Source organism: Neorhizobium phenanthreniclasticum (assembly GCF_040066075.1).
Lineage (GTDB): Bacteria > Pseudomonadota > Alphaproteobacteria > Rhizobiales > Rhizobiaceae > Neorhizobium > Neorhizobium petrolearium.
In genome coordinates, this window is the sequence record NZ_JBEAAL010000012.1 from 21,928 (window position 1) to 46,876 (window position 24,949).

General features: G+C 62.4%; 25 protein-coding genes and 1 pseudogene. 9 read left to right on the forward strand and 17 right to left on the reverse strand.

Annotated features, from left to right (window positions below):
• Positions 1 to 3 precede the first annotated feature (3 nt).
• Positions 4 to 903 (reverse strand): LysR family transcriptional regulator, encoded by a 900-nt coding sequence (locus ABK249_RS16740; RefSeq protein ID WP_348863402.1) that lies wholly within the window; start codon positions 901 to 903, stop codon positions 4 to 6.
• 100 nt (positions 904 to 1,003) lie between these two features.
• On the opposite strand from ABK249_RS16740, the gene ABK249_RS16745 reads away from it, so the two are divergent.
• Positions 1,004 to 1,993 (forward strand): zinc-dependent alcohol dehydrogenase family protein, encoded by a 990-nt coding sequence (locus ABK249_RS16745; RefSeq protein WP_348863403.1) that lies wholly within the window; start codon positions 1,004 to 1,006, stop codon positions 1,991 to 1,993.
• Positions 1,994 to 2,006: 13 nt separating this feature from the next.
• On the opposite strand, the gene ABK249_RS16750 is transcribed toward ABK249_RS16745, so the two are convergent.
• The 3 genes from ABK249_RS16750 to ABK249_RS16760 all read right to left on the reverse strand — a co-directional run bounded on the left by ABK249_RS16750 (position 2,007) and on the right by ABK249_RS16760 (position 4,676).
• Positions 2,007 to 3,053, reverse strand: coding sequence for a nickel/cobalt transporter (locus ABK249_RS16750; protein WP_348863404.1), 1,047 nt, complete (start codon positions 3,051 to 3,053; stop codon positions 2,007 to 2,009).
• Complete coding sequence (locus tag ABK249_RS16755; RefSeq protein ID WP_348863405.1) at positions 3,047 to 3,694, reverse strand: DUF1007 family protein; 648 nt, start codon at positions 3,692 to 3,694, stop codon at positions 3,047 to 3,049. The genes ABK249_RS16750 and ABK249_RS16755 overlap by 7 nt, the downstream gene beginning before the upstream one ends.
• Positions 3,695 to 3,782: 88 nt before the next feature.
• Positions 3,783 to 4,676 (reverse strand): LysR family transcriptional regulator, encoded by an 894-nt coding sequence (locus tag ABK249_RS16760; RefSeq protein ID WP_210056666.1) that lies wholly within the window; start codon positions 4,674 to 4,676, stop codon positions 3,783 to 3,785.
• A gap of 543 nt (positions 4,677 to 5,219) precedes the next feature.
• Here ABK249_RS16760 and odc2 point away from each other — a divergent pair.
• Both odc2 and ABK249_RS16770 read left to right on the forward strand, forming a co-directional pair.
• Positions 5,220 to 6,353 carry an ornithine/lysine decarboxylase gene (gene odc2, locus ABK249_RS16765; protein WP_037149849.1) on the forward strand — a complete coding sequence of 378 codons (1,134 nt, stop codon included), beginning with the start codon at positions 5,220 to 5,222 and terminating at the stop codon, positions 6,351 to 6,353.
• 110 nt (positions 6,354 to 6,463) lie between these two features.
• Positions 6,464 to 7,033: a GNAT family N-acetyltransferase gene (locus ABK249_RS16770; protein WP_037149852.1), complete on the forward strand. Its 570-nt coding sequence runs from the start codon at positions 6,464 to 6,466 to the stop codon at positions 7,031 to 7,033.
• A gap of 564 nt (positions 7,034 to 7,597) precedes the next feature.
• Here the strand turns inward: ABK249_RS16770 and ABK249_RS16775 are convergent.
• Positions 7,598 to 7,999: a hypothetical protein gene (locus ABK249_RS16775; protein WP_348863506.1), complete on the reverse strand. Its 402-nt coding sequence runs from the start codon at positions 7,997 to 7,999 to the stop codon at positions 7,598 to 7,600.
• Between ABK249_RS16775 and ABK249_RS16780 the strand changes: the two genes are divergently transcribed.
• A complete protein-coding gene (locus tag ABK249_RS16780) occupies positions 7,973 to 8,212 on the forward strand; it encodes a hypothetical protein (RefSeq protein WP_348863406.1) in 240 nt (79 codons plus the stop codon). The genes ABK249_RS16775 and ABK249_RS16780 overlap by 27 nt on opposite strands.
• A gap of 156 nt (positions 8,213 to 8,368) precedes the next feature.
• On the opposite strand, the gene ABK249_RS16785 is transcribed toward ABK249_RS16780, so the two are convergent.
• The 6 genes from ABK249_RS16785 to ABK249_RS16810 all read right to left on the reverse strand — a co-directional run bounded on the left by ABK249_RS16785 (position 8,369) and on the right by ABK249_RS16810 (position 14,818).
• On the reverse strand, positions 8,369 to 9,619 hold the full coding sequence (locus tag ABK249_RS16785; protein ID WP_348863407.1) for an MGH1-like glycoside hydrolase domain-containing protein: 1,251 nt from the start codon (positions 9,617 to 9,619) through the stop codon (positions 8,369 to 8,371).
• An 18-nt stretch (positions 9,620 to 9,637) separates the two neighbouring features.
• Entirely contained in the window at positions 9,638 to 10,696 is a 1,059-nt protein-coding gene (locus tag ABK249_RS16790) for an ABC transporter ATP-binding protein (RefSeq protein WP_037145639.1), read from the reverse strand.
• Between the two features lie 12 nt (positions 10,697 to 10,708).
• The gene (locus ABK249_RS16795; protein ID WP_052182594.1) at positions 10,709 to 11,554 is read right to left on the reverse strand and encodes a carbohydrate ABC transporter permease; all 846 of its coding nucleotides are present in this window, start codon (positions 11,552 to 11,554) and stop codon (positions 10,709 to 10,711) included.
• Positions 11,551 to 12,402: a carbohydrate ABC transporter permease gene (locus ABK249_RS16800; protein WP_037145641.1), complete on the reverse strand. Its 852-nt coding sequence runs from the start codon at positions 12,400 to 12,402 to the stop codon at positions 11,551 to 11,553. Before ABK249_RS16800 ends, ABK249_RS16795 begins: the two co-directional genes overlap by 4 nt.
• Positions 12,403 to 12,492: 90 nt before the next feature.
• A complete protein-coding gene (locus tag ABK249_RS16805) occupies positions 12,493 to 13,770 on the reverse strand; it encodes an ABC transporter substrate-binding protein (protein ID WP_348863408.1) in 1,278 nt (425 codons plus the stop codon).
• 37 nt (positions 13,771 to 13,807) lie between these two features.
• Positions 13,808 to 14,818: a LacI family DNA-binding transcriptional regulator gene (locus ABK249_RS16810; protein WP_037145645.1), complete on the reverse strand. Its 1,011-nt coding sequence runs from the start codon at positions 14,816 to 14,818 to the stop codon at positions 13,808 to 13,810.
• Between the two features lie 217 nt (positions 14,819 to 15,035).
• On the opposite strand from ABK249_RS16810, the gene pepT reads away from it, so the two are divergent.
• Positions 15,036 to 16,271 (forward strand): peptidase T, encoded by a 1,236-nt coding sequence (gene pepT, locus ABK249_RS16815; protein ID WP_348863409.1) that lies wholly within the window; start codon positions 15,036 to 15,038, stop codon positions 16,269 to 16,271.
• Between the two features lie 213 nt (positions 16,272 to 16,484).
• Entirely contained in the window at positions 16,485 to 18,110 is a 1,626-nt protein-coding gene (locus ABK249_RS16820) for an ABC-F family ATP-binding cassette domain-containing protein (RefSeq protein WP_348863410.1), read from the forward strand.
• Here the strand turns inward: ABK249_RS16820 and ABK249_RS16825 are convergent.
• The 4 genes from ABK249_RS16825 to ABK249_RS16840 all read right to left on the reverse strand — a co-directional run bounded on the left by ABK249_RS16825 (position 18,064) and on the right by ABK249_RS16840 (position 20,432).
• Positions 18,064 to 18,624 carry an isochorismatase family protein gene (locus tag ABK249_RS16825; RefSeq protein WP_037145648.1) on the reverse strand — a complete coding sequence of 187 codons (561 nt, stop codon included), beginning with the start codon at positions 18,622 to 18,624 and terminating at the stop codon, positions 18,064 to 18,066. The genes ABK249_RS16820 and ABK249_RS16825 overlap by 47 nt on opposite strands.
• Positions 18,625 to 18,715: 91 nt before the next feature.
• On the reverse strand, positions 18,716 to 19,495 hold the full coding sequence (locus tag ABK249_RS16830) for an SDR family oxidoreductase (protein WP_037145649.1): 780 nt from the start codon (positions 19,493 to 19,495) through the stop codon (positions 18,716 to 18,718).
• Between the two features lie 73 nt (positions 19,496 to 19,568).
• Positions 19,569 to 19,994 carry a metal-dependent phosphohydrolase gene (locus ABK249_RS16835; protein WP_348270550.1) on the reverse strand — a complete coding sequence of 142 codons (426 nt, stop codon included), beginning with the start codon at positions 19,992 to 19,994 and terminating at the stop codon, positions 19,569 to 19,571.
• A 48-nt stretch (positions 19,995 to 20,042) separates the two neighbouring features.
• Positions 20,043 to 20,432 carry a GFA family protein gene (locus ABK249_RS16840; protein WP_037145651.1) on the reverse strand — a complete coding sequence of 130 codons (390 nt, stop codon included), beginning with the start codon at positions 20,430 to 20,432 and terminating at the stop codon, positions 20,043 to 20,045.
• Between the two features lie 172 nt (positions 20,433 to 20,604).
• Between ABK249_RS16840 and ABK249_RS16845 the strand changes: the two genes are divergently transcribed.
• From ABK249_RS16845 to ABK249_RS16855, 3 genes and pseudogenes are all read left to right on the forward strand, one after another.
• Positions 20,605 to 20,853, forward strand: a complete 249-nt coding sequence (locus ABK249_RS16845; RefSeq protein ID WP_348863411.1) for a plasmid stabilization protein — start codon at positions 20,605 to 20,607, stop codon at positions 20,851 to 20,853.
• A pseudogene (locus tag ABK249_RS16850) lies at positions 20,850 to 21,261 on the forward strand (PIN domain-containing protein). The gene ABK249_RS16845 and the pseudogene ABK249_RS16850 overlap by 4 nt, the downstream one beginning before the upstream one ends.
• 139 nt (positions 21,262 to 21,400) lie before the next feature.
• Positions 21,401 to 21,904, forward strand: coding sequence for a hypothetical protein (locus tag ABK249_RS16855; protein WP_037145655.1), 504 nt, complete (start codon positions 21,401 to 21,403; stop codon positions 21,902 to 21,904).
• Positions 21,905 to 21,916: 12 nt separating this feature from the next.
• Here ABK249_RS16855 and ABK249_RS16860 read toward each other — a convergent pair whose 3' ends face one another.
• Positions 21,917 to 23,293 carry an FAD-binding oxidoreductase gene (locus ABK249_RS16860; protein WP_348863412.1) on the reverse strand — a complete coding sequence of 459 codons (1,377 nt, stop codon included), beginning with the start codon at positions 23,291 to 23,293 and terminating at the stop codon, positions 21,917 to 21,919.
• A complete protein-coding gene (locus ABK249_RS16865) occupies positions 23,290 to 24,945 on the reverse strand; it encodes a thiamine pyrophosphate-requiring protein (RefSeq protein WP_348863413.1) in 1,656 nt (551 codons plus the stop codon). The genes ABK249_RS16860 and ABK249_RS16865 overlap by 4 nt, the downstream gene beginning before the upstream one ends.
• Positions 24,946 to 24,949 lie beyond the last annotated feature (4 nt).

Here is a 24,949-nt window from a genome sequence, read left to right on the forward strand (position 1 = left end):
TCTTCATGGCATGAACCGCGGCAGGGCCGCAGCCAGTGCATCGACCGCGAGGCGCACCTTCAGCGGCAGGTGCGGCGTCTGCAGCCAGAGCGCATGGCAATCGTAGAGAAAAGGTGGCTCATCCGGCAGAAGCTGCACGAGCGAGCCTTTGCGAATGCGTTCATGCACGAGCCAACCCGGCAACCAGGCTAACCCCATTCCCGCCGCTGCGGCATCGGCGACCGCGTCAAGGTTGTCGAGGCGGAACCGATTGGGCGGCGATATTTCCAGCGGCGATTGCCCATCGCGGGGAAAAAGCCACGGAGGGACGGGGCCTGACCGGCGATAGACGACCGCCTGGTGTGCCGCCAGTTCCTCGATCTTCCCCGGCCGGCCACGAGTTGCAAGATAACCCGGGGATGCGCAGACCAGCATCGGCTGGCGCGCGACGCGGCGGGCGATCACGCCGGCCCTGTCATCGAGATCGCCGGTGCGGATCGCGAGATCGTAGCCGTCCTCTGCAAGATCGATAAGCCGGTCATTGAAGGACAGATCGAGTTCGACTGCCGGATGGCGCTGCGCGAATTCCATAAGGACCGGCAGGACACAATGACGGCCGAAATGCACGGGCATGGCGATCCGCAGCTTTCCGCGCGGTTCGGATTGATGGTCGGCGGCAAGAGCATCGGCCGCCTCGGCCTCCGCCAAAATCATGCGACAGCGGTCGTAATAGGCCCGACCGAAATCCGTAAGGCTCTGGCGGCGCGTGGTGCGGTGGAGGAGGCGGACGCCGAGCCGTTCTTCGAGAAACTGCACGTGCTTGCCGACCATGGGAGCGGAAAGATCAAGCGCTTCGGCCGCGGCCGCGAAGGAGCCCAGATCGGTCGCCTTGACGAACACGGCCATGCTGGTCAGACGATCCATATTGAAAACTCCTGGTTTTGACTGTCGTGCCTAGAAGGCTCTTTATCGCTTCTATGGGCATTGGCATAGCTTATTCCGTTCAATCGTTTTGGAGTTGAGAATGGCGCGCGTTGTCCGCTTCCATCAACATGGTGGCCCGGAAGTCCTGCGGATCGAGAATGTCGATGTCCCGCGGCCGGGTTCAGGCGAGGTACGTATCCGCGTAAAAGCGCTCGGTCTTAACCGAGCCGAGGCTTTGCTGCGGGCGGGAACCTATATCGAGACGCCGACCCTGCCTTCGGGACTCGGGCTCGAAGCGGCGGGCATCGTCGATGCGGTCGGGGAAGGTGTGTCAGGCGTCGCGCCGGACGATGTGGTGAGCATCGTGCCGCCGATCTCCATGATCCGCTGGCCCGCCTATGGCGAGTTCGTCGTATTTCCCGAACATCTCGTCGTCAGGCATCCGCCATCGCTCGGCTTCGAGGCCGCGGCTGCTCTCTGGATGTCCCATCTTACCGCCTATGGCGCGCTGATCGATATTGCCAGGCTGCAACGAGGCGATTTCGTCGTCATCACCGCAGCATCGAGCAGCGTCGGACTGGCCGCGGTCCAAATCGCCAAGCTGGTCGGTGCGATACCCGTTGCTGTCACGCGGACGTCAGCCAAGAAAGGGGCTTTGCTGAAAAATGGCGCAACGCATGTGATCGCCTCGGCAGAGGAGGATCTGGAGGGCCGGTTGAAAGAAATTGCCGGTCCGGACGGCGTGAGAGTGGTGTTCGATGCGGTCGGCGGATCGATCTTCATGCCCCTGACGGCCGCGATGGCGCGGGGCGGCATCCTTATCGAATATGGCGGGCTGAGCCCGGAACCAACACCCTTCCCGCTATTCACCGTGCTCGGCAAATGCCTGACGCTGCGTGGCTACCTGGTTCACGAGATCATCGGCGATCCGGCGCGGCTGGAAACGGCCAAGGCATTCATCTGCGACGGGCTGGAGCGGGGGGTGTTCCGACCGGTGATCGCCAGAACCTTTCCTTTCGAGGAAATCGTCCAGGCGCACCGCTTTCTCGAATCGAACGAGCAGTTCGGCAAAATCGTCGTGACCATCTGACCGCTTTTCGCGATCAGCCGCCAACAAGGCTCGAAGCCTGCAACGAAGCGCCGAGCAGGGAAAGACCCACCAGCAGCACGAAGAGCGCACCGCCGATCTCGATCGCGTGGGTGACGCGTCGGCCTACCCGCGAGCCCGGGCCGGCGATCCTCACCGCCACATCTTTGGCGGATACCGCCAGGATGGCAAGGATGGCCACGGTGATCGCCGTGCCGATCGACATGGCGAGTACGGAAAGCACGCCACCGAGATAGAGGCTGTTCAGAAGCGCAAAGCTCATCACCAGGATCGCGCCGGAGCAGGGTCGCAAACCAACCGCAATGATCGCCGACCAGGCTTCCTGCAGGCTGAAATCCTTCGATTTCAGCATCGCAGGATCGGGCGTATGGCGCACGCCGCAGGTTTCGCAATATTCGCCTTCGCCCTGATACTCGTGGTCGTCGATCTCGACGGCCTGGAAGTTGAGCCCGGTCGTGCTGCGCCCGGCGCCTGCGGGGGCGGCCATGGGCAAGGTGACGACGCGCATCCTGAGCGCCCGGATCTTCTTAACCAGCAGCCAGGCGCCGAAGAGAGCGACCAGCGCGAAGCTTGCGATCTCCATCGCCTGGGTCGCGGCTGTCATGGTGATGCCGGAGCCGCGCAGCACGAAATAGGCGGCGCCGACCAGCAGGATCGCGACTGCACCCTGCAGCAGGGCGGAGACGAGGGAGATGACGATGCCGCGTCTGAGTTGAACCTCGTTGGCGATCATGTAGGAGGAGATCACCGCCTTGCCGTGGCCGGGGCCGGCGGCGTGGAAGACGCCATAGGCGAAGGAAAGGCCGATCAGGCCGGAGAGCGCCCACGGGTCCTCGCGCATCGCCTTCAGCGCGCCGGTCAGCGCCCGGTAGAAAGCCTGCTGGTGGGCGTTGATCCAGGCGAAGAAGGGGCCGAGCGGCCCGCCGATCGAAAATGCCGGTTCGGCCGATCCCACCCCGAGCGGCGACTGCGCATGTGCCGCGCCAGCGACCACCAGCACCGTCATGACGATGAGGGGCAGGGCCCGGCGAGACTTCAGCATGTCACCTCCAGCCTCGTGGCGAAGAGCTTCGACATGTCGGTGCCGGCCGGATCGCTGAAGAAGGCGTCCGTCAATGAGGCGCTGTTCTGGGAGATCACGTCGTCGGGATCGGGCCGGACGACCTTGTGCTGACATTTGGCAAAGCCTGCTCCCTGCACGACCAGGTCGCCATCGGTCGGGAAGTCGATCGAGGTGTAGAGCGAGGGATCGTAAATGCCGAAGGCGAGTCTGCCCTTGAGCGGGACCGGCTTTTCCGGCTTGACCGCGAAGATGACGAGAAGCTGGTTGTTCTCGTCGAGCGAGGCGTGGATCACGTCCGGCTTCTGCACCTCGAACGAAGCCCCATTCACGGTGATGGTCGTGAAATAGTGGTAGTCGGCAAGCGACTTGCGCATCGTTTCGCCGAGTTCGGCGAGCTCGGCCGCATCGAGCTTCAAGTCGGTATTCTTGTCGAAGTCGAGCAGGACGCTGGACGAGAACACTTCGTCGAAGCGCCAGACATTGTGCAGTTCGGCGAGATTGCCGTCATTGCCGGCCACGACTTCCAGCCGCGCCTCGGCGAAGATATGCGGATGGGCGAGCGCCGGCAGCGGCACGCAAGCTGCCGCAAGCGCAACAATGGTGAAGAATCGATATCTCATGCGCCTCAGCTGGCTCCCGCTTCGTCCCTCGCGCTGTGCCGCACAATTGGGACGGAATTTCGACTCAACCTATGCAGAGGGTAGTCCCTCAATGCTGTCGGCGGAACCAGGCGGAGAGGAAATCGACGAAGCTTCGCACCTTGGCGGGCAGGTAGCGGCGATGCGGATAGACCGCATAGATGCCCCGATCCTTGGCGATGTAGTCGTCGAAGAGCGTCACGAGTTCGCCCGACTGGATCGACGCATTGGCAATGAAATCGGGTATGATCGCCACCCCGATGCCGGCGCGGGCGGCACGCAGCGTCGCCTGCGGGCTGTTTACCTCGATCGGGCCGCTGACGGCGACCGAGATCATTGAGCCGTCCTTGTCGGTGAACCGGACATTGTTGTGCCAGCGGGAATTGGTGTCGATGATGAAGGGGACGCGGTTCAGGTCCTGGGGATGTTCGAGCGGACCGTATTTTGCCACCACGTCGGCGGTCGCCACCGCATAGACCCGGAAGTCGGAGAGCTTTCTGGCGATGAGACCCGAATCCTCCAGCTTGGTGATTCGGATCGCCAGGTCGAAATTCTCCTCGATCAGGTCGACGAACCGGTCTTCTGCGACGATTTCGAGCGAAACGTCCGGATGCGACTTGGCGAAGTCGATCATCGACTGGCCGACTTCCGCATCGATGAAGGTGCGCGGCACGGAAACGCGCAGGCGGCCCTTCAAGTCGGCATTGTTTTCGCGCACCAGGTCAGCGAGGTTGTCGATCTCCTTCAGGATGTCCGCGGCCGTGCGGTAATAGGTGTGGCCGGCCTCGGTCAGCGAGAACTGACGCGTGGTGCGGTTGAGTAGCAGCGCGCCGAGATCGTCTTCCAGTTCGCGCACGTATTTCGACAGCAGGGCCTTGGACCGGCCGGTTCGCCTGGCGGCGGCCGAAAAGCCTTCCGCTTCAACCACATCAATGAAGGCCCGCATGCGCGTCAAAGTATCCAAATGTCGCCCCCTTGGCTGCGTGATGTCCTAGGTGGGATTTCATGTTCCATTGTGCAATGCGAATTTTTGACGACGGTAAAAAAATCTCTTGATTATGACCGCGAATATTCTTATCTCCCGGCTTGCCCAAAGTCGCACGTGCCTGTGGGTGTCCGCCGACCCTCGAACTGGGAACCATCCCTAAGGTGAGGTCATCGGTAAGGTACCTGGAATTAACCCCTCCAGTCGCTATTCCGGCCAACCGGGAAATGCGAGGACATCTTGAAGCAACGACGGTGCGGGCCTTTCTGGTCTCTGCAGGCTTTCCATCAGCCTGCAATACTGAAGAGGCACACCATCATTGCCGGAAGTGCGGTTGGGATTTTCCCTCCAATCCATGGCAGACAAAGCCGGATCTTCGCTCGTGGCAGGGCGTTGATCCAAAGATCGCGCGTTTGAGCGTGTCAAGGAACCAGTGTCTCCACCGGCTGGGTCCAGGTGCATTCTCATCCGTCCTTTGTCCTCCGGTTCGCCGGAGCTTTGAGATTTCGAAGGGACTGACCGATGACCACTGCTCGTATTCTCGACTTCATCAAGACCCGACGTCCGGAAGGACCGTGCCTTGTTGTCGATCTCGACGTCGTGCGCGACAATTTCACCGCCTTCCGTCACGCCCTGCCGGACAGCGCGATCTACTATGCGGTCAAGGCCAACCCGGCTCCGGAAATCCTGAAGCTGCTCGCTGCCATGGGCTCGAGCTTCGACTGCGCCTCGGTTGCAGAAATTCAGATGGCACTCGACGCCGGCGCCACCGCCGACCGCATCTCCTTCGGCAATACGATCAAGAAGGAACGCGACGTCGCACGCGCCCATGCGCTTGGCGTCGGCCTGTTCGCCGTCGACAGCCATGAGGAAGTCGAGAAGATTTCCCGCGCCGCTCCGGGCGCCAAGGTGTTCTGCCGCGTGCTGACCGATGGCGAAGGCGCCGAATGGCCGCTTTCCCGCAAGTTCGGCTGCGTGCCGCAGATGGCCGTCGACGTGCTCGTCTACGCTCACCAGCTTGGCCTGGAATCCTACGGCGTCTCCTTCCATGTCGGTTCGCAGATGACCAAGGTCGATGCGTGGGATTCGGCGCTTGCCGATGCACGCCGCGTTTTTGCGCAGCTTGCCAAGCAGGGGATCCACCTGCAGATGGTCAACATGGGCGGCGGTTTCCCGACAAAGTACCTGCGCGACGTGCCGTCCGCCGAAGCCTATGGCCAGGCGATCTTCGCTTCGCTGCGCAAGCATTTCGGCAACAACCTGCCGAAGACGATCATCGAGCCGGGTCGCGGCATGGTCGGCAATGCAGGCGTCATCAAGGCGGAAGTCGTTCTCGTGTCGAAGAAGTCGGACAACGACAACCATCGCTGGATCTTCCTCGACATCGGCAAGTTCGGCGGTCTCGCCGAAACCATGGACGAGGCGATCCGCTATCCGATCCGCACCGAGCGGGATCAGGATGCGATGGAACCCTGCGTTCTGGCCGGCCCGACCTGCGACAGCGCGGACGTGCTCTACGAGAAGAACATGTATCCGCTGCCGGTGACGCTGACCATCGGCGACGAGGTTCTGATCGAAGGCACCGGCGCCTATACGACGACCTATTCGGCGGTCGCCTTCAACGGCTTCGAGCCTCTGAAGGCCTACGTCATCTAAGGGGCGGATTTCCGCTCCCTAATACCGCCAGCCCCGTACCCAGCCGGGGCGGCAAATCCACAATTCCTCTTCATCGCCGCTGATAACGGTATTGGGTACGGGAGGCCAAGATGGCCGCTGTTCTTGATTCTGTGCGCGCATTCTTTGCGCCGAACCCCACTTTCACCATAGGCGCCGAAACTCCGGCCGACGTGGTTGCTCGCGAAAACCTGCTCGACCGTGCCATGGGGCCGGATCGGAGGCTGAAGTCGTCGGAGAAGATCCGCCGCGGCCGCGTGCCGGCGGAAGGGCTGGCGCTCGTCGCCCGGGATACGGCGGGACACGTGATCGCCACGGTTCGGTTGTGGAACATCGAAGCCGGTATTTCCCCCGACGGCCAGCCGATCGAGGCGCTGCTGCTCGGGCCGCTGGCGGTCGATTCCGCCCACGAGGGCAAGGGGATCGGCGGCGCCCTGATGCGGGCGGCGGTCACCGAAGCCCGCGGGCGCGGCCACGGCGCCATCCTGCTCGTCGGCGACTCAGCCTATTACGAGCGGTTCGGCTTCTTTGCCGACAAGACCCGGCATCTCGTCATGCCCGGCCCGTTCGAGCGCTCCCGTTTCCTGGCGCTCGAGCTGAAGGCCGGCTGGCTTGAAGGGGCTGCGGGCATGATCGTGCCAAGCGGACGCAAGCTCGCCTGATCCAAAGCATTCTGCAGGCCTTGCGTTTCCCTTGTTGACGCACCTTCCGGCATGCATGACGTTATCCTTATCTATGCTGGCCGTGTCGATTTGTTAGATTGAGGGGGTCGGGAGCGTACCTTGGTCATCTTTGGTAGTGAGAAACGGTGGCCGAGCCCGGTAGGCTGCCGTTCCGACTTTTGTCACCCGAACAGTTGATCGGGAGGCCGTTGGCGCGGCGATCCCGCAGGATAAGGACGGGCCTCATGACGATAGCATCTTGCATCGTCGGAATCGACGTTTCCAAACAATGGCTGGATTGCTTTCTTCATCCGACTGGCCGACGAAGCCGGTTTTCCAACGACGCGAAAGGGCACGATGCCTTCCTGGCACAGCTGGGCGGACGGCAGGGCTTCTGTGGCCTTGAAGCGACCGGTCGTTACGATCGGGCTCTGTGCCTTCGGCTGCATGAAGCCGGACAGCCTTCCACCAGGCCAACCCACGCAAGGCGCGTCAGTTTGCCCAGGCCGTCGGTTTCCTGGCCAGGAGCCAGGATCGACCGGGTCGATGCCCACATTCTGCGCGCTATGGCGTGACGATGGACTTGCCGGCACAGGTGCGACCGGAGCCGGAGCGGCTGGAACTGCGCGACCTGATGGAACACCGTGACCAATTGGTGGAGATGCGCAAGAGCGCGCGTGTCCGCCTGGCCCAGCCGCATGCCGGCTGGCTCGAGGAGAGCCTGCACCAGGTCATCGAAGCCCTCGACCGGCAGATCGAGATGATCGAGGCACGAATGGATGCGCTCATGGCCTCGTCGCCTGCCTTGCGCAGACAAAAGGCCATCCTCTGTTCGGCGCCCGGCGTCGGACCGGTAACGGCAAAGGTTCTCCTGGCCCACATGCCGAGCTCGGGCATCGGGATCGGCGTGCCATCAGCGCGCTTGCCGGATTGGCGCCATTGGCCTGCGGCACCGGCGCCATGCACGGCAGACGCTGCATCTGGGGCGGGCGCAAACGAGTGCGCGATGCACTCTACACGGCCGCTCTCGCCGCCTGCCGCTGCGGTCCGTTCAAGGCCGTTTCAACGGCCATGCGCGAAAAGGGAAAGCCTGCCAAGCTTGTCGTCATCGCCGTCGCAAGACGCCTGCTCGCCACCCTCAAGGCCGCCATCCGGGACAACAAAGCATTCCAGCCTTGACAACCAACAACACAGTTGCGCGGGCTTGTCCCGAGGATCTGCAACATCAATGGCTTAGATGCTCGGGACAAGCCCGAGCATGACGAAGGAAAGGCGGCGGGCCGTTATCGACAAACTGAGGCGCCTGGTCGGCGACCGTCTCATTTAAAGATATGATCAAGCCTTCATCAGCCACATATAGGCGGCGGCCGTCCAGGAGAAGCCGAGGCCGCCGCAGCCTTCGCCGGTGATCGGATCGAAATATTCGGCGAAACCTTCCGTCTCGATCGCCGCGGTCGTCGACTTGCGAAGCTCTTCTGCCGCTTCGGTATGGCCGTTGCGCTTCAGCCCGTCGATCAGCAGCCAGTTGATGATCGCCCAGGCCGGGCCGCGCCAATAGCGCTTCGGCTCCCAGCCTGCGATGCCCGGCTTGGTGGTCGGAAAAGCAACTCTTAGTCCCTTCGACCAGACCTTCATCTCATGGACCAGCGCATCCGCAATTTGCCTGTCGAGGTCGAGTGCAAGGAGCGGGATGAAACCGGCCTGGGTTGCGGCCTCGACATCCTCGCCGGAGATCAGGTCGCGGGAGACGAAGCGGGAGAGGGCAGGACGCCATTGGGCAAGTATTGCCTGGCGGGTCCGCTCGTTCAAGGTGGCGATCTCGGCTGCGTCTTCCGTTCTGCCGAACAGGCGGGCAAGATATTCCAGGTCTTCACCGGCCTTGAGCAGGATTGCGGTGGTCTGGATCTCGGCGATCTTGAAGGGCGCCTTTTCCCATTGTCTCGCCGGGTCCCAGCCGCAGGCGGCATAGATGTCGACCAGATGGATGAACCGCCTGTAGTCCTCGTCGCGCGGGCGCATCTCGGCATTCACATGGCCGGTATCCTTGCGCACGACGGGCGTGTCGGTCGTGGTCGGCACACGGGCGAGCGCGACATCCCAGGCCGGCGAGTTGTCGCTGCCGCTTTCCCAGGGGTGAAGGAGCGCTACGAGGCCGGTGCCTTCCGGATCGCGCGCCGAATACCACCAGCGATGCCATTTCAACGCCGCTTCATAGAGCGGCAGGGTGCGGTCCTTGTTGCCTGCGGCTTCGTGCAGCTTGCGCAGTGCGATCGCAAAGACCGGTGGCTGGGTGATGCCGGAGGTCGGGATCGTGTGTCTGGTGCGCCAGACGCTCGGTCCGGGAAAATAGGTATCGCTCGGCTGGTGGAAGACGATATGCGGGATCATGCCGTCCGCCCATTGGCCCTCGACGAGGCGCTCGAGTTCCCGGTAGGCGCGATCGGTGTCGTAGAGCGCGAAACCCATGGCGACGAAGGCGGAATCCCAGTTCCACTGGAAGGGATAGAGCCGGTCGGTCGGCACCGTATAGCCACCGCGGTCGTTGGTGACGAGAATCCGTTTGGCCTCATCGATATGCGTATTCATGCCGGTACTCCAGGATTCTCAGGCCGCGACGGCCGGATAGGACTTGCCGCTTTCGGGCGAAAGCCATGTGATGCGATTGCGGTCGAGCTTGAGGCCGATCGTGTCGCCGCTCCTGACAGTCTCGGACGCGGGCAGGATGACACGCGCAGGCTGATCGTGAATCGAGCCGGTCAGAAGCAGATGCGAGCCCATCGGCTCGGCGACGCGAACCTTCATTTCGAGCCCCTGGGGTAGGGGGACCAGTTCGACGGCTTCGCCGCGCAGACCGAGGACGACCTCGCCGACTGCTTCCTTCGGCGCCACAAACTGTTCGGCACCCGCCGCCACCTGACCGTTCGAGACCGGCACCTTGATGAAATTCATCGGCGGATTGCCAATGAAGCCGCCGACGAAGCGCGTCGCCGGATGATTGTAGACGTCCACCGGCGTGCCCACCTGCTCGACCACGCCGTTGTGCATGACGGCAATGCGGTCGGACAGGCCCATCGCCTCGGTCTGGTCGTGTGTGACGTAGATCGTCGTCGTGCCGGCCGATTGCAGCACGGTCTTCAGCTCCGTGCGCATTTCAAGCCGCAACAGCGCATCGAGATTGGAGAGCGGCTCGTCCATCAGCAGGACCTTAGGCTCGACGGCAAGCGCGCGGGCGACCGCGACGCGCTGGCGCTGGCCGCCGGAAAGCTTGTTTGGATAGCGATCGAGATATTGCTCGATATGGAGCAGGCCGGCGGCCTTCTCGACCTGTGCTTTCACCCGCGCGTCGTCGGCCTTCTGCATGCGAAGCCCGAAGGCGACGTTCTCGTAGACGGTCATATGCGGGAAGACCGCGTAGTTCTGGAAGACCATGGCCAGTCCGCGATCCTTCGGCAGCAGGCCGATCACCGACCTGTCGCCGATGCGGACGTCTCCCGAGGTTGCGGTTTCGAGGCCGGCGATGATGCGCAGGAGCGTGGTCTTGCCGCAGCCGGAGGGGCCGAGCAGCGAGACGAATTCGCCGTCGTTGATCGTCAGCGAAACCTCCTTCAGCGCCTCGAAGGAGCCGAAGCTCTTGCGGATGCGGTCGATGACAATGTTGGCCATGACTAGGTCCTGTTATTTGGAGGAAATGCCCCAGATCGCGAAGAGGTAGCGCCTGACCGCGAAGATGAAGACAACCGAGGGAAGAATGAGCAACAGCCCGCCGGCGAAGCGATAGTGCATTGGGCTTTCGGAAAGCACCGTCAAGAGATAGGCCGTCAGCGTGCGGTTCCTCACGGTCAGCACGGAAGCGGCAAAAACCTCGTTCCACGAGATGACGAAGGCGAAGACGGCGGTTGCGACAATCCCGGGAAGCGCCAGTGGTGCGACGATCTTGAAAAATGCCTGGATTCGCGTGCAGCCGAACACCCAGGCCGCCTCTTCCAGTTCTTTTGGAACGCCGAGGAAAATGCCCTGCGTCACCAGCGCCGCAAACGGCAGCGCCAGCACCGTGTGGATGAGCCCGACGCCGATGATCGTGTCATAGAGGCCAAGCCGGATGAAGGAGACCGTGAGCGGCAGCGCCAGGATCGCCAGCGGGAAGGCGCGCGTCAGCAGGACCAGCAGCCGGTAGCTGTCCTTGCCGTGGAAATTGTAGCGGGCAAGCGCATAACCGGCCGGTGCGCCGAGGATGATCGAAAGCGCCACCGTGATGCCCGCAGCACCCAACGAATTCAGGAAGGACTGCACGACGCCTTCCGTCCTGAGGAACAGGAGGAACGGCTCGATCGAGATGCCGGTCGGCAGGCCGGTTTTCGGCCATTGATAGACGCCCTGGCGGCCGCCGAGCGCCCCGAGCGCGACGAGATAGATCGGCACGAGCACCCAGGCGCAAAGTGCGATGATGCCGCTCCAGACGAGCCAGCGGCGAGACGAGACGAAACCTGCGGGACTTGTAGTGCTCATGGTTTTGGAACTCATGGCAGGCGCTCCGGATCGACCTTTATGGCTTTCAGATAAACGACGGTCGCGGCAAGCGAGATCACCATGATCAGCACGGCATAGGCGCCGGCCACGCCGTAATTCTGGTTCTGGTTCTGCCAAGTATACGCCTCGCCGACCAGGACCGGAAAATTGCGGCCGCCGAGTGCGTAGACAACCGCGAAGACCTCGAAGGCGAGTACGGTGCGCAGAATGAGTGCCGATTGCAGCGCCGGGCGGATGAGCGGCAACGTGATGCGAAAGAAACGCGTCCAGGGCCCGGCACCAAAGATCTCGGCGGCTTCCTTGAATTCTTTCGGAACCTGATTGAGACCTGCGACGATGATGACCATGACGATCGCCGTGCCGCGCCAGATTTCCGCGACAGCGATGCCGATGAAAAGCGCGATGGGTGTCTGGTAGGTGAGCCAGCTTGTCTGGCGCTCGATCAGGCCGAGGCTGAAGAGCAGCGAATTGAGATAGCCGGTATTCTGGAGGATCGACAGCCACACCATGCCGGCAGCAAGATCGGAGATGCCGAGCGGGATCGTCCAGATCCAGAGGATAGTCTCGCGGCCGGCGCCGACCTTCGCCACCAGCGTGCCCATGACAAGCGCGATCACCACCTGAACCGGCACAACGGCGATGGTCAGGAGGAACGTGTTGCGGACCGAGGGGAGAAAATTGAGGTCACCCGCCATCGTGCGCATATTGGCAAGCGATGGCAGGCCGTTGTCCGAGAACGCCAGCCAGATCGTCTGTACGAGCGGCACGACGAAGAGCAGGGCCAGGAAGGCGACGGACGGCAGGATCAGAAGATAGGGGATCCAGGTTCGGTTATTGGTCATCGGCTCCCGCCTTGCAGGCGTCGCGTGTAATTTAGGATCGCGTGCGGCCCGGGCATCAACGCCCGGACCGCTCAGGTTGCCTTGGGAGGCTTATTCGACCGGGCAGGGGCCGTCGCTCTTGGCGTCGGGAGCCCAGCAGGGAGCCTTGGTGTCGGCCATCAGCTTGGCCATGGTCTCGCCTTGCGATTTCAGGACGTCGGCGACCGGCTCGTTGCGCAGAACGATCCGCTGGAAGCTGTCCATATAGACCTTGTTGAACTCCCCGCCCTTGTCGCCGAGGCCGACCGGCAGAAGCGAGATCACCGCGTCCTTGGCCGACTGTGTGGCGGTCACGGCGCCGGCGAGCAGGGCAACCCCCTTGTCGAGGTCTTCCGGCAGCTGGACGTTGAGCGTCGGGAAGAAACCGACGAGCTGGGCGGTCAGCAACTGCGTGTCCTGGGCGGCCAGGTGTTCGATGACCTTTGTGGCGCCTGCCGCGTCCGGCGCGCCCTTCGGAATGGCGAGACCGGCGACGACCGGCATGTAGCCGCGGCCCTTCGGGCCGGCCGGTGCGGGGAAGACGACATAGTCGTCGGGGCTCGCGGAGATCGCATTCTTCAGTCGCGCGACGTGATCCCAGGCGACCATGACTTCACCGGCAGCAAGCGGTTCCTGCATGAAGTCGTAATTGGTCGAGGTGGGCGTGACGACCGTCCAGAGTTCCTTGAATTTCTCCCAGCCCGCGGCGGCATCGGCGTTCCTGAAGGTGCGCACCACGCCGCCGGTGAAGGAGGGATAGAAATATCCTTCGAAGAAGCGTGCCATCAGCCCCTTCGGGCCGGCCGGGAAGCCGATTTGCGGCTGGCCGGTCGCTTCCTCCATCTTCTTGCCCCAGGCGATCAACTGATCGTAGGTGAGCGCGTTGATATCGGCGCCTTCCGGCAGATATTGCAATGCGTCCTTATGGGCAGCCATGACATAGGTTGCCTGCATCCACGGAATGTACTGCTGCGTCGACTTGCCGAGTTTGCCGAGGTCGAGCAGCGATTGCGGCATGCCGTTGGCGGCGAGCGTCTTGGCAAGGTCATCGAGCGGCTCAAGCGAATTCTTGTCTGCAAGCGGCGAGAGCTCGCCATGCAGGGCGCCGACGAGACTGATCGTATGCTTGCCGGCCTGGCGCTCGGCCTCCATGCGTACCGCGAACTGCGGTGGCTCCTCGACGACGTAATCGACTTTCGCGTCCACGCCGTTCAGGATTTCCTGTCGCACGGCGGTGGCTTCCTCGATCGGGCGAAGCTGGGTGGACAGGAAGACCGTCTGGGCAAGCGCCGGAGTGGCGAGTGCCAGGGCGGTCGAAGCGAAAACGGCAAGCGATAAAAGGCGTTTCATATTCTCCTCCTTCATTGTTCTTGTCTGGGTACTGCTGTCATGCCGCCACGGGCGGGCGGCGATGGCTGTCGCGATCGACGAATTCGATCGCGTGAAGCTCTTGGAGCTCTTCGGCCGGTTCTCCGGCGATGGCGCGCAAGAGCAGCGAGGCGAAATTCGTGCCGAGGTTCTCGCCGGTCATCCGCATGGTCGAAAGCGAAGGGCTCGTATAGGCGCCCATCGGCAGATCGTCATGGCCAACGATGCTGATCTGGCTTCCGCCGTCGATTTCCCTCAGAGCCCGAAGCGCGCCCATCGCCATCTCGTCCGTCGCGCAGACGAGCGCGGTCGGGCGTGATGGCCGGCGCAGCAGTTCGAGCGCCGCGAGATAACCGCCCTGTTCCGTCGGTGCCCCCTCGGCGCAGAGGTCGGCTTCAAGGCCGGCTTCGTCCATGGCGGATTGCCAGCCCATGCGGCGCACATGGGCGAAATAATATTCCTGCGGCCCGGCGATATGGCCGATGCGGCGATGGCCGGCGGCCCGGAAGCGCTGGGTCGCGGCGTGGAAACCGGCAAGGCCGTCGCCGTCGATATAGGGGTGGGGGACCGGGCTTTCGGTGCGACCGTTGGTGACGAAGGGAATGCCGCGCGACTGCAGAAATTCGACGCGCTCGTCATGTCGCTTGGTGCGGACCAGAAGCATGGCATCGACGCGGCGGCCATCGACAAAACGGCGGCAGATTTCGAGCTCGCTCTCGCCGCGCGGCACGGGTGCTATAACGAGATTAAGCCCGGCACTGGCCAGATGTTCGGCGCAACCGGAGAGCATGTCTAGGAAGTGCGGCGGCCCGATATGGCCGGGATCGCTCGGAAGCGTGACGGCAACCAGTTCGGCGCGCTGCCTGCGAAGGCGCCGGGCCGACGCGTTCGGCCGATAGCCCGCCTTGTCGGCAGCCTCGCGGACCCGCTCGCGGGTTGCTGCCGAGACATCCGAATAGCCGTCGAGCGCACGCGATACCGTCGTTATCGACAGTCCAAGCGATTGCGCAAGCTGCTTCAAATTGGCCAAGATCTTCCTCCCGAATTGAGGAAAGGATCATCCAAAACGTTTTGGGAGTCAAGCCGAAACGTTTTGGATTGCTTTCGACCCCTCCTCGTCCGGACGATTTGCGGGAGGAAAAGCGGGCGGCCGGCGCTGAGGATTATTCCGATGGACCCCATTCACGCCGGCGTCCTGCCCCGCTACAAATCGACTGTTCCTGTTTTCAATCGTTGGATCTCCAGTCATGGCCGATAGCGTTACCGATCGTTTTCTCCGTTATGTCGTCATCGATACCCAGTCGGACGCCAGGTCGCCGACCCAGCCCTCTACCGAGAAACAGAAGAACCTCGGACGGCTGCTGGCCGAGGAACTGCTGGCGATCGGCGTGACCGACGCGCATCTCGATGAGCATGGCTATGTCTACGGGACGATCCCGGCCACGACCTCGAAGAACAACGTCCCCGTCATCTGTTTCACCGCCCATATGGATACGGCGCCGGACTTTTCCGGCACGGGCGTCAAGCCGCAGGTGGTGAAGAACTACCAGGGCGGCGACATACAGCTTGTCGGCGACAGGACCCAGGTGATCAGGGTTTCCGAGCATCCGGTGCTGAAGGACCTCGTCGGCCACGATATCGTTACCTCCGACGGCACGACGCTGCTCGGCGCCGACGACAAGGCCGGCATCGCCGAGATCATGTCGGCCGCCGAATTTTTCATCAACAATCCGGACATCAAGCACGGCGCGATCCGCATCCTCTTCACCACCGACGAGGAGATCGGCCGCGGCGTCGACAAGGTCGACCTGAAAAAGCTCGGCGCCGATTTTGGCTACACGATGGACGGCGAAACGGCCGGCACGATCGAGGACGAGACCTTTTCTGCCGATGCCGTGGAGATCGCGATCAAGGGCGTTGCCATGCATCCGGGCTTCGCCTACGGCAAGATGGAGAACGCCATCAGGATCGCCGGTGCGATCATCGACCGCCTGCCGAAAGATCAGGCGCCGGAGACGACCAAGGGCCGCGACGGTTTCATCCATCCGACCGGCATTTCCGGCGTGATGGAGAAGGCGAACCTTTCCTTCATCGTCCGCGATTTCACCGAGGAGGGCCTCAAGACCAAGGAGGCGCTGCTTGAAAAGATCACGAATGACGTGATGGCCGGCTATCCGGGCTCCACCTACACTTTCACCGTGAAGGAACAGTACTGCAACATGAAGGTGGTGCTCGACAGGCATCCGGAGATCGTCGAATACGCGGTCGAAGCGATCCGCCGAGCCGGCATGGAGCCCGTGCGCGGCTCGATCCGCGGCGGCACGGACGGCTCGCGGCTTTCCTTCATGGGTCTGCCTTGCCCCAATATCTTTGCCGGCGGCCACGCTTTCCATTCGCCGCTCGAATTCGTCAGCAGCCAGGACATGGAAAAGGCGGTGAAGACGATCGTCGAGCTCGCCAGGCTCTGGGAGGAGCGGGCGTAAAAGCGCCAGGCTGCGACAGGAGCAAGGCCTGTCGGCATGCACCCATCCTCCCCTTGAGGAGGATGGTGGGTGTCTCGCCACATCAGCCGTCTTGAAACGCCCATATTTTCCGCCTAAATTCCCCGCCATCCGCAACACCGACAGGATGGTCGACCATGGATTTCACCCCGATCGCAACGCCACTTCGCCTTGCCATTCGGGGAATCTCTATCCATGCCTGCTTCCATCACTCTTTCCGATCTTTCCTGGTCCACGCCTGACGGCAGACCGCTTTTCTCACATCTGAACCTCAGCTTCGGGCCTGAACGCGTAGGCCTTGTCGGCCGCAACGGCGTCGGCAAGACGACGCTTTTGAAGTTGATCAGCGCGGAACTCTCACCCTTATCCGGCACGGTTTCCGTGTCCGGCACGCTCGATGTACTGCGCCAGAGCGTGCAGGTTGGGCCGGGTGAAACGATCGCAGATCTCTTCGGCGCACGTGATGCGCTTGACCTGCTTGCCCGCGCCGAAAGAGGGGAGGCGACGGCCGACGAACTCTCCTCCGCCGACTGGATGCTCGAAGCTCGCATGGCGGAAGCTCTGGCGCGCGCCAACCTCGATGCCGATGCGGAAACGCCGCTCGCAACGCTGTCGGGTGGTCAGCGCACGCGTGCCGGGCTGGCAGCGCTGATCTTCGCCGAGCCGGATTTCCTGATCCTCGATGAACCGACCAACAATCTCGACCGTGACGGACGGCGGGCGGTGATCGACCTTCTCGCTGGTTGGCGCAGTGGCGCGATCATTGTCAGTCATGATCGAGAATTGCTCGATACCGTCGATGCGATCGTCGAGATGACGACACTTGGGGCGACGCGTTATGGCGGCAACTGGAGCCGTTATCGGGAGCGCAAGGCGTTGGAATTGGCCGCTGTGGAGCACGATCTCGCCGATGCCGAGAAGCGGGTGGCGGAGGTCAACCGGACGGCACAGGAGACAGTCGAGCGCAAGGCTCGCCGCGACAGCGTTGGAAAGAAGAAGGCAGCGCGGGGCGACATGCCGCGCATTGTAGCCGGCGGGCTGAAACGGCAGGCGGAGAACACCGGTGGCGAGAATGCTCGGCTTGCCGAACGGCGCAGAACACAGGCGATGGAAGAAGCCGCTGCCGCGCGTGAAAAGATCGAGATCCTGCAGCCGCTTTCCGTGAGGCTGCCGCCGACAGGCCTGCCGGCGAGCAGGGTCGTGCTGAGAATCGACAACGTCACGGTCGGTTATGCGCCGGGAAACCCGGTATTGCGCGATCTTTCTTTCGAAATCACCGGACCGGAGCGGATCGCGGTCACCGGGCCGAATGGGTCGGGCAAGACGACGCTGCTCTCGCTCGTGACTGGCGCGTTGCAGCCCTTCGAAGGATCGGTGCGGGTGATGGTGAAGACCGCCATGCTGGACCAGCGCGTGAGCCTGCTCGACTCGGCTCAGTCGATTCGCGACAATTTCAAACGCCTTAATCCACGGGCAGACGAGAATGCCTGCCGCGCAGCGCTGGCGCGCTTCATGTTCCGCGCCGATGCTGCCTTGCAGATCGTCGGTACGCTGTCGGGCGGGCAGATGTTGCGCGCGGGCCTTGCCTGCGTGCTCGGCGGGCCGGAGCCACCATCGCTTCTGATCCTCGACGAACCGACCAACCATCTCGACATCGATTCGATTGCTGCGGTTGAAGCCGGATTGCGCGCCTATGACGGCGCGCTTCTGGTCGTCAGCCACGACGAGGTGTTTCTCAGCGAAATCGGCATCACCCGCCGGCTGGAACTTGGGCTCAGGAGCCCTGAGAGCCCGTCAGCGCCTCGGTCGTCACCAGGTTGACGCCGGCCTCGGCGAACTGCGCATTGTAGCGGTTGATGATTGCCGGTGCGGCCTCGTCCGGCTGGTCCAGCGTGCTGTGGGCATCCGACACGACGGTGACTTTCAGCCCGTTGGACATCGCGCCCTTGACCGTCGCTGCAACACAGAAATCCGTTTGCGCACCGAGAAGCACGACCTCCGGTGCACCTTGCGCTTCGATCCACTTGCCGAGTTCCGGGTTGCTGAAAGCATCGCCGACCTTCTTGGAGAAGGTCGGTTCGTCCTCGGCCTGGCCGAGCGCCGGAGAGACCGGCCAACCCGGCTCTCCTGGCGCAAGCGGATCGCCTTCCGGCCCGTCGTGGCGGATGAAGGCTATCTTGCGGCCTTCCCGCCGCGCCCAGTCGATCACTTTTCGCGCATGCTTGGTCAGGCGATCGGCATCGTGTACCGGTGGCTCTACGAGGCCGTCGAACATGCCGGCCTGCAGATCGATAACGAGGACGGGGGCACCGTTAGCGGGCTTTTCGTGAACCATGACGGACTCCTGCACATAGACGATTGACGATGCCCATTAATGCGCGCGGACGCCAGCCTGTTCAATACGTCCCGGCTGCTCGGCGGACGTTCTATCTGAGCAAGCTCTGGCCACCGTCGACAAAGATCGGCGTGCCTGTCACGTGTCGGGACCGGTCCGAGGCCAAAAAGAGAATGACATCAGCAACATCCTCGCTCTGACCCGCCTTTCCGCCGGTAATCGGGATATCGCCTTTGGGGAACTTCACCGGCACGGCCGTGTCCTTCTCCTTTCGCACCGTCGTGTTGTCGTTGATGTTCGTCTCGATTGCGCCGGGACAAACGGCATTGACGCGGATTCCGTGCTTGCCGAGTTCCAATGCGAGCTGCTGGACGATTGCGACTTGCGCCGCCTTGGTCGCCACATAGGCCGTCGCGCCCGGGGTATTGAAAGTGCGGTTGCCATTGATCGAGGAGACAACCACGATCGAGCCGCCCCGTTTCTGCAGGTGCGGAACTGCGGCGTGGAAGGTGAGATAGGTGCCGCGTAGGTTGACAGCGATGGTTTTATCCCATTCTTCCGGCTTGAGGTCGTCGATCGGCGCCCAGACGCCGTTGATGCCGGCGTTTGCCACCACGATGTCCAGACGGCCGAACGTTTCCGCAAGCCGGTCAAGCGCTTCACGCATCCGTTTCTCGTCCGAGACGTCCGCCTCCAGTGGCAATGCCTCACCGCCGGCTTTCCTGATCTTGTCGGCCGTTTTCTCGATCTCGTCTTTCGTGCGGCCGAGCACGCCGACCTTTGCGCCCTCGCCCGCAAGCTTCAGGGCAGCCGCCCTGCCGATGCCCGAACCAGCGCCCGTTACCAGAGCTACCCGAGATTTGAGTTCCATAGGTCCATCCTGCATTCGAACGGCATTCCGCACTGCGAAGACGAACGATGGGAAACGCTCAAGGTTCCGGGGCTCAGGCAGGATATTCCGCGTTCAGGATACGCAGGCCCTCGGTAAATTTCGAACCATCGCCATCCATCTGGCGCATCTGGGCAAGATTGTCCGTAAGATCGGCGCGCTTCACCGACCGTGCGAGCGGATTCCTGATGGAACGGCGAACGAAGTCGAAATAGTCCTCGCCATCACGCTTGCTCATCGCATCGACGGCCTCGATGACCAATTCCGGAAAACCCTCTTCACGCAGTCGGGCGAAGGTCCAGCCAGGGCCTTTTTCAACCACATCGTGCAGCCAGGCGACCAGTTTCTCATCTTCGCCCGCCACGCTTTCGGCCACGCGCCGCACATGCTCGATGAACGGCCCGCCGGTCTTCGACGATTGACCTCGATGTGCCTCCGTAGCGATCGCGATCGCCTTTTCGAGCAAATCCATCTTCGCCATGACAAGATTCTCCTTGGCGTTTCGGCGGCACTTTATACCCGCCGCATGTCAGGGCAATGCGTCAATTCGGTCTTCCTCGAACTGCTTGACGGGGAGCGGCGGAAGCCAGTTCTCGCGCCGCTTGACCCAGAGCTCGTAGGTGGGTTCGAGATCGGTCGGCGCCATGTCCAGCGAGCCGACACGAATCTCCATTTCCTCTCCATCACTGCTTTCGTTGAAGACGCGCGAGCCGCATTCGGGGCAGAACCCGCGCCCCTGGAAATATCTGACTTCGCCTGTGCTCTCGAACGCATGCGGCGGCCAGATTCCGAATGTAGCGAAGCTAGAGCCGCTCTCCTTGCGACAATCCATACAGTGGCAGAGCCCGATCCTGAGCGGCGCACCCTTCACGCTGTATTTGACTCTGCCGCACAGGCAACCCCCGGACCGGATGATCATGAGCTTTCCTCCATATTTTCCGAAAAAGGACAGGTAGGGCGAGAGGAGGCGGCTGCCAAGTCACCGCAGGTAACCGAGATAATGGATGGTGCAATAGGTGCCATCCAGCCACCAGCTGCCATCTTGATGGCTAGATCTGCCTAGCCTAAATTGTCAAAAGAAGGAGTTTGACATGGCCGAACCCCAGCTTTCCGTCCGCAGCGCCAAAGCGCGTGAGCTTGCTCACCGGCTTGCCCGTCGGGAGAGACGCTCTATCGCGGATATCGTCGAAAGAGCATTGGAGGCCTACGAAATGCGAGAGGCTGGCCGTGAACCCGTATCCGCGTTCTATTCCAGAGTTACTTCCATTTCCGGCACGGACATTGATCTTGAAGAGGCAATTCGGGAAAATCGACAGCCTCACAAGGGCCTGGATCTGTGATCTTCCTCGGTACCAATGTCATTTCCGAAACCCTGAAGAAAGAGCCGGATCGCAACGTGATAGCATGGCTGGTGCATCATGATGCGGAGATCGCGCTGCCCACCGTCACGATCGCCGAGATCGCCTTTGGAATTCAGAAGATACGTCCGACGAGCGGGCCGAGCGGTTGGAGCACGGGCTTTCGGATTGGCGTCAGCGCTTTGCGGACCGTATTTTCGGGTTCACCGAGCAGGCAGCGCTGAGCTATGGCGAGATCATGGCTCGGCGGTTCGAAAAGGACGTCCGATGTCCGTTCCTGACGGGATGATAGCAGCAATTGCTCTGACGAACGGTGGACAATTGGCGACCCGCAACCTTCGGGATTTTGAGACGACAGGTCTCCGACTGATCTCTCCGTGGGTTTTTTGAGCGAGCCTCAATTCATCTGACGTTCTCAATCTTGCCATCAGTCTGAGTACCAGCCGATGGCTTCATCACCTTCGCGTGCGCGACGGAACCTGATGCAGCAATTGGCGTTGGAAGCGAGACGTCAAGACAGATTATCGCCATGCGTACTTTTCTCGCTTCCGCCTTAATCGCCGCCACAATTTTCTGGCCGTCACTCGCGCCGGCAGCCGAAGGTGATTTTCTGAGGATGCTCGCGGGAAGCTGGAGCGGCCGAGGCACGGTGCTGACGCGCATCGGAGCCCGTCCGATCAACATTACGTGCAATCTGGCGATTGAGGCCGTGACCACCGCTCTGTCCATGCAGGGAAACTGCCGCGGCCTGTTGGTCGTCCGGCGTAACATCTCGGCCAATCTCCAGGCATCCGATCGTGGCTATCGCGGCACCTATGTCGGGCCTTCAGGCCAACCTTCGACGCTTGCAGGCAACCGGCGGGGCAATGCGATCAATCTTGGTGTCCGCTGGGCACGGGTGACGAACGGCGACCGCGCCGCCAACATGACCATCGAGAGGATAGGCAATGACCGTCTTCGTCTTCAGACGGTCGACAACGATCCGGCGAGCGGCAAGTCTGTGGTGACGAGCCGCATCGATCTCAGCCGGTGAGGTAGGAGAGGATTATCCAACCTGGCCGAGCTTGCCGGGGTTCATGATGCCCTTCGGGTCGATTGCCGCCTTGATGGCGTTCATCATGTCGACCGCATCGCCGTGCTCGCGGCGGAGATATTTCAGCTTGGAGATACCGATGCCGTGCTCGCCGCTGAACGTGCCCCCCATGTCGATGGCGCGTTGGTACAGCCGTTCCGCGAGCCTTTCGGCTTCGGCGAGCTCCTCCGGGATTTCCGGCTTGATGAGGTAACCGACATGGAAATTGCCGTCGCCCACATGGCCGATGATCTTGCCCATCACGAAGGAATTGTCGATGTCTTCGCGCGCGGCGAGCACGGCGTCCGCCAGCCTGGAGATCGGTACGCAGACGTCGGTCGTGTAGGCCTTGCAGCCGGGTCTCAGCGTCTGGTTGGAATAGATCGTCTCGTGGCGCGCCTTCCACAGCCGCTCGCGGTCCTCGGTGCGGGTCGACCACTGGAAATCGGACCCGCCGAGATCGCCAGCGATCTCGGCCACGGTATTGGACTGCTCATCCACCCAGCGCGGGCTGCCGTGGAATTCGAGGAAGAGGGTCGGCGCCACCTTGAGCGTCAGCCCGGCATGGCGGTTCGCCGCCTCGACGGCGACTTCGTCAAGGAATTCGATGCGGGCGACCGGAATGCCGCTCTGGATCGTTGCGACGACGGTTTCCACGGCGCCGCGCATCGTCTCGAAAGTGCAGACGGCGGACGCGATGGTCTCCGGGATGGGGTGTAGTTTCACCGTCACCTCGGTGATGACGCCGAGCGTGCCCTCCGCGCCGACGAAGAGTTTCGTCAGGTCATAGCCCGTCGAGGACTTTTTCGTCCGCCGGCCGGTGGTGATGATCTTGCCCTGCGGGGTGACGACGCGGAGCGCCAGCACGTTCTCCCGCATCGTGCCGTAACGCACTGCGGTGGTGCCGGAAGCACGCGTTGAGGCCATGCCGCCGAGCGAGGCGTCGGCGCCGGGATCGATCGGGAAGAACAGGCCGGTATCGCGGAGATGAGCGTTCAACTGCTTGCGGGTGACACCCGCCTGCACCTGCGCGTCGAAATCCTCATGGTTGACCGCTACGATCTGGTTCATGCGGGTGAGGTCCAGCGAAATCCCGCCATTGAGCGGGATCGTATGGCCTTCCATCGAGGAACCGGCCGCAAACGGCGTGACTGGAATGCCCGCTTCGAAACAGGCCGAGACGACACGCGCCACCTCGTCCTCGTTCTCGGCATAGACCACGGCATCCGGCAGCCGTGTCGGCTGGCGGGACATGTCATGGCCGTGGTGCTCGCGCACCGCCTCGGCGGTAGAAAGCCGCTCGCCGAAATGCAGCTTCAGCGCGTCGAGCGTGGATTGCAGGTCGCTCATTTCTTCTCACCCGTCAGCATACGGTGGTAACGCGAGCGGGCGATTTCCTGCGTGGTGATGAATTCGAGCAGGACCGGCACGCCCTTCTGCGTCTGTTCGATGCCGCGCCGGATCGCCGGGATGATCTCGGCCGGATCGGTGACGCGCTCGCCATAGCCGCCAAGGGCGCGGGCGAAGGCGGCGTAGTCGCCGGAAATGTCGGTCGAGCGGTATTTCTCCGTCGAGACCTTCATGATCGGCAGTTCCATGGCCATGGAGAAGTTGTTGAGCAGGATTGACAGGATCGGGATGCGTTCGCGCACCGCCGTCTCGAAATCCATGCCCGTGAAGCCGATGGCCGCGTCGCCCCAGACGTTGATGCAGAGCTTGTCGGGATGCATGAGCTTGGCGCCCATGGCCAGCCCCAGCCCGTAACCGAGCTGGGTGGACTTGCCCCAGCCGATATAGGTGAGCGGCTTCACCGACTTCCAGAAGGGTGAAAGCTGGTCGCGCGGGCTGCCGGCGTCATGCGTGATGATCGTGTTCTCGATATCGACCGTGTGCTGCAGGTCCCAGAGGACGCGGTAGGGGGAGAGGGGCTTGCTCTGCGAGGTGAGCTTCGGCATCCACTCCGAAAGCCACTCTTCCTGCACCTTGGCGATTTCGGCGGCGACATCCTTGCTGTCGCGCTGGGCCGTGTCGCGGGCCTTGATCTCGGCCAGAACCGCATCGAGCGTCAGCGCCGCATCGCCGATCAGCGCAACCTTGGCCTCGATGTCCTTGTTGACATGGTCCGGATCGAGGGTGGCGTGGATCACCGTCTTGTCGAGCGGCATCTGCACGCCGAAGGCGGTTTCGGTGAACGAGCAGCCGATGCCGAAGATGAGGTCGGACGTGTCGAGGAAATGCCGGAGCGTCTTGGAGATCGCAGCACCGCCGGCACCGACCGAAAGGGGATGGGTTTCTGGAAACGCGCTCTTGCCTTCGAGGCTGGTCGAGACCGGGATCGCCAGCAGTTCGGCAAGCTCCTTCAGCTGCGGCCAAGCCTCGGCATAATGGACGCCCTGGCCGGCATAAAGAACCGGTCGCCTGGCGGCGAGCAGCAGGTCGACGGCTTCCTTGACTGCCGCCGGATCAGGCCCGTAGCGTGTGGCGAGGACTGGCCGATAATTCAGTGGTTCCGGCACTTCGTGCTGCCACATATCGTTGGGGATCTCGATCAAAACGGGTCCGCCGCGGCCATTGCGAAGTTTTGAGAAAGCGCGACGAAAAATGTTGGGAATTTCTTCCGCGAGCGTGATCGGCTCGGCCGACTTGGTGATATCGCGCATCGAGCGGGTGGCGTTATAGTTCGGGTCCACATGCGCGATGCGGCGCTCGTAGCCCATCGGCAGAACGAGGATCGGCACGGATTCCGAATAGGCCTGGGCGATACCGCCATAGGCATTTTCCGTGCCCGGGCCGAGCTGCATGGCGAAGACGCCGATCGTTTTGCCGGAGCTCAGGCGCGACATGGCGTCGGCCATGTGCAAGCCGTGACGCTCCTGGCGCACGATGATCGGGCGGATATCCGCCATCGCGACGTGTTCGAGAACGTGGTTCACCGGATAACCGCAGACGATCTCGATCCCCTCGCGCTTCAAGATTTCGGCAATGGCGTCTGCGACTTTCATGGGT

Bases quoted from the DNA above. Each gene is read 5' to 3' on its own strand.
- ABK249_RS16740 (WP_348863402.1), bottom strand. From the start codon at position 903: ATGGATCGTCTGACCAGCATGGCCGTGTTCGTCAAGGCGACCGATCTG.
- ABK249_RS16745 (WP_348863403.1), top strand. From the start codon at position 1,004: ATGGCGCGCGTTGTCCGCTTCCATCAACATGGTGGCCCGGAAGTCCTG.
- ABK249_RS16750 (WP_348863404.1), bottom strand. From the start codon at position 3,053: ATGCTGAAGTCTCGCCGGGCCCTGCCCCTCATCGTCATGACGGTGCTG.
- ABK249_RS16755 (WP_348863405.1), bottom strand. From the start codon at position 3,694: ATGAGATATCGATTCTTCACCATTGTTGCGCTTGCGGCAGCTTGCGTG.
- odc2 (WP_037149849.1), top strand. From the start codon at position 5,220: ATGACCACTGCTCGTATTCTCGACTTCATCAAGACCCGACGTCCGGAA.
- ABK249_RS16770 (WP_037149852.1), top strand. From the start codon at position 6,464: ATGGCCGCTGTTCTTGATTCTGTGCGCGCATTCTTTGCGCCGAACCCC.
- ABK249_RS16785 (WP_348863407.1), bottom strand. From the start codon at position 9,619: ATGAATACGCATATCGATGAGGCCAAACGGATTCTCGTCACCAACGAC.
- ABK249_RS16790 (WP_037145639.1), bottom strand. From the start codon at position 10,696: ATGGCCAACATTGTCATCGACCGCATCCGCAAGAGCTTCGGCTCCTTC.
- ABK249_RS16795 (WP_052182594.1), bottom strand. From the start codon at position 11,554: ATGAGTTCCAAAACCATGAGCACTACAAGTCCCGCAGGTTTCGTCTCG.
- ABK249_RS16800 (WP_037145641.1), bottom strand. From the start codon at position 12,402: ATGACCAATAACCGAACCTGGATCCCCTATCTTCTGATCCTGCCGTCC.
- ABK249_RS16805 (WP_348863408.1), bottom strand. From the start codon at position 13,770: ATGAAACGCCTTTTATCGCTTGCCGTTTTCGCTTCGACCGCCCTGGCA.
- pepT (WP_348863409.1), top strand. From the start codon at position 15,036: ATGGCCGATAGCGTTACCGATCGTTTTCTCCGTTATGTCGTCATCGAT.
- ABK249_RS16820 (WP_348863410.1), top strand. From the start codon at position 16,485: ATGCCTGCTTCCATCACTCTTTCCGATCTTTCCTGGTCCACGCCTGAC.
- ABK249_RS16825 (WP_037145648.1), bottom strand. From the start codon at position 18,624: ATGGTTCACGAAAAGCCCGCTAACGGTGCCCCCGTCCTCGTTATCGAT.
- ABK249_RS16830 (WP_037145649.1), bottom strand. From the start codon at position 19,495: ATGGAACTCAAATCTCGGGTAGCTCTGGTAACGGGCGCTGGTTCGGGC.
- ABK249_RS16835 (WP_348270550.1), bottom strand. From the start codon at position 19,994: ATGGCGAAGATGGATTTGCTCGAAAAGGCGATCGCGATCGCTACGGAG.
- ABK249_RS16840 (WP_037145651.1), bottom strand. From the start codon at position 20,432: ATGATCATCCGGTCCGGGGGTTGCCTGTGCGGCAGAGTCAAATACAGC.
- ABK249_RS16845 (WP_348863411.1), top strand. From the start codon at position 20,605: ATGGCCGAACCCCAGCTTTCCGTCCGCAGCGCCAAAGCGCGTGAGCTT.
- ABK249_RS16855 (WP_037145655.1), top strand. From the start codon at position 21,401: ATGCGTACTTTTCTCGCTTCCGCCTTAATCGCCGCCACAATTTTCTGG.
- ABK249_RS16860 (WP_348863412.1), bottom strand. From the start codon at position 23,293: ATGAGCGACCTGCAATCCACGCTCGACGCGCTGAAGCTGCATTTCGGC.
- ABK249_RS16865 (WP_348863413.1), bottom strand. From the start codon at position 24,945: ATGAAAGTCGCAGACGCCATTGCCGAAATCTTGAAGCGCGAGGGGATC.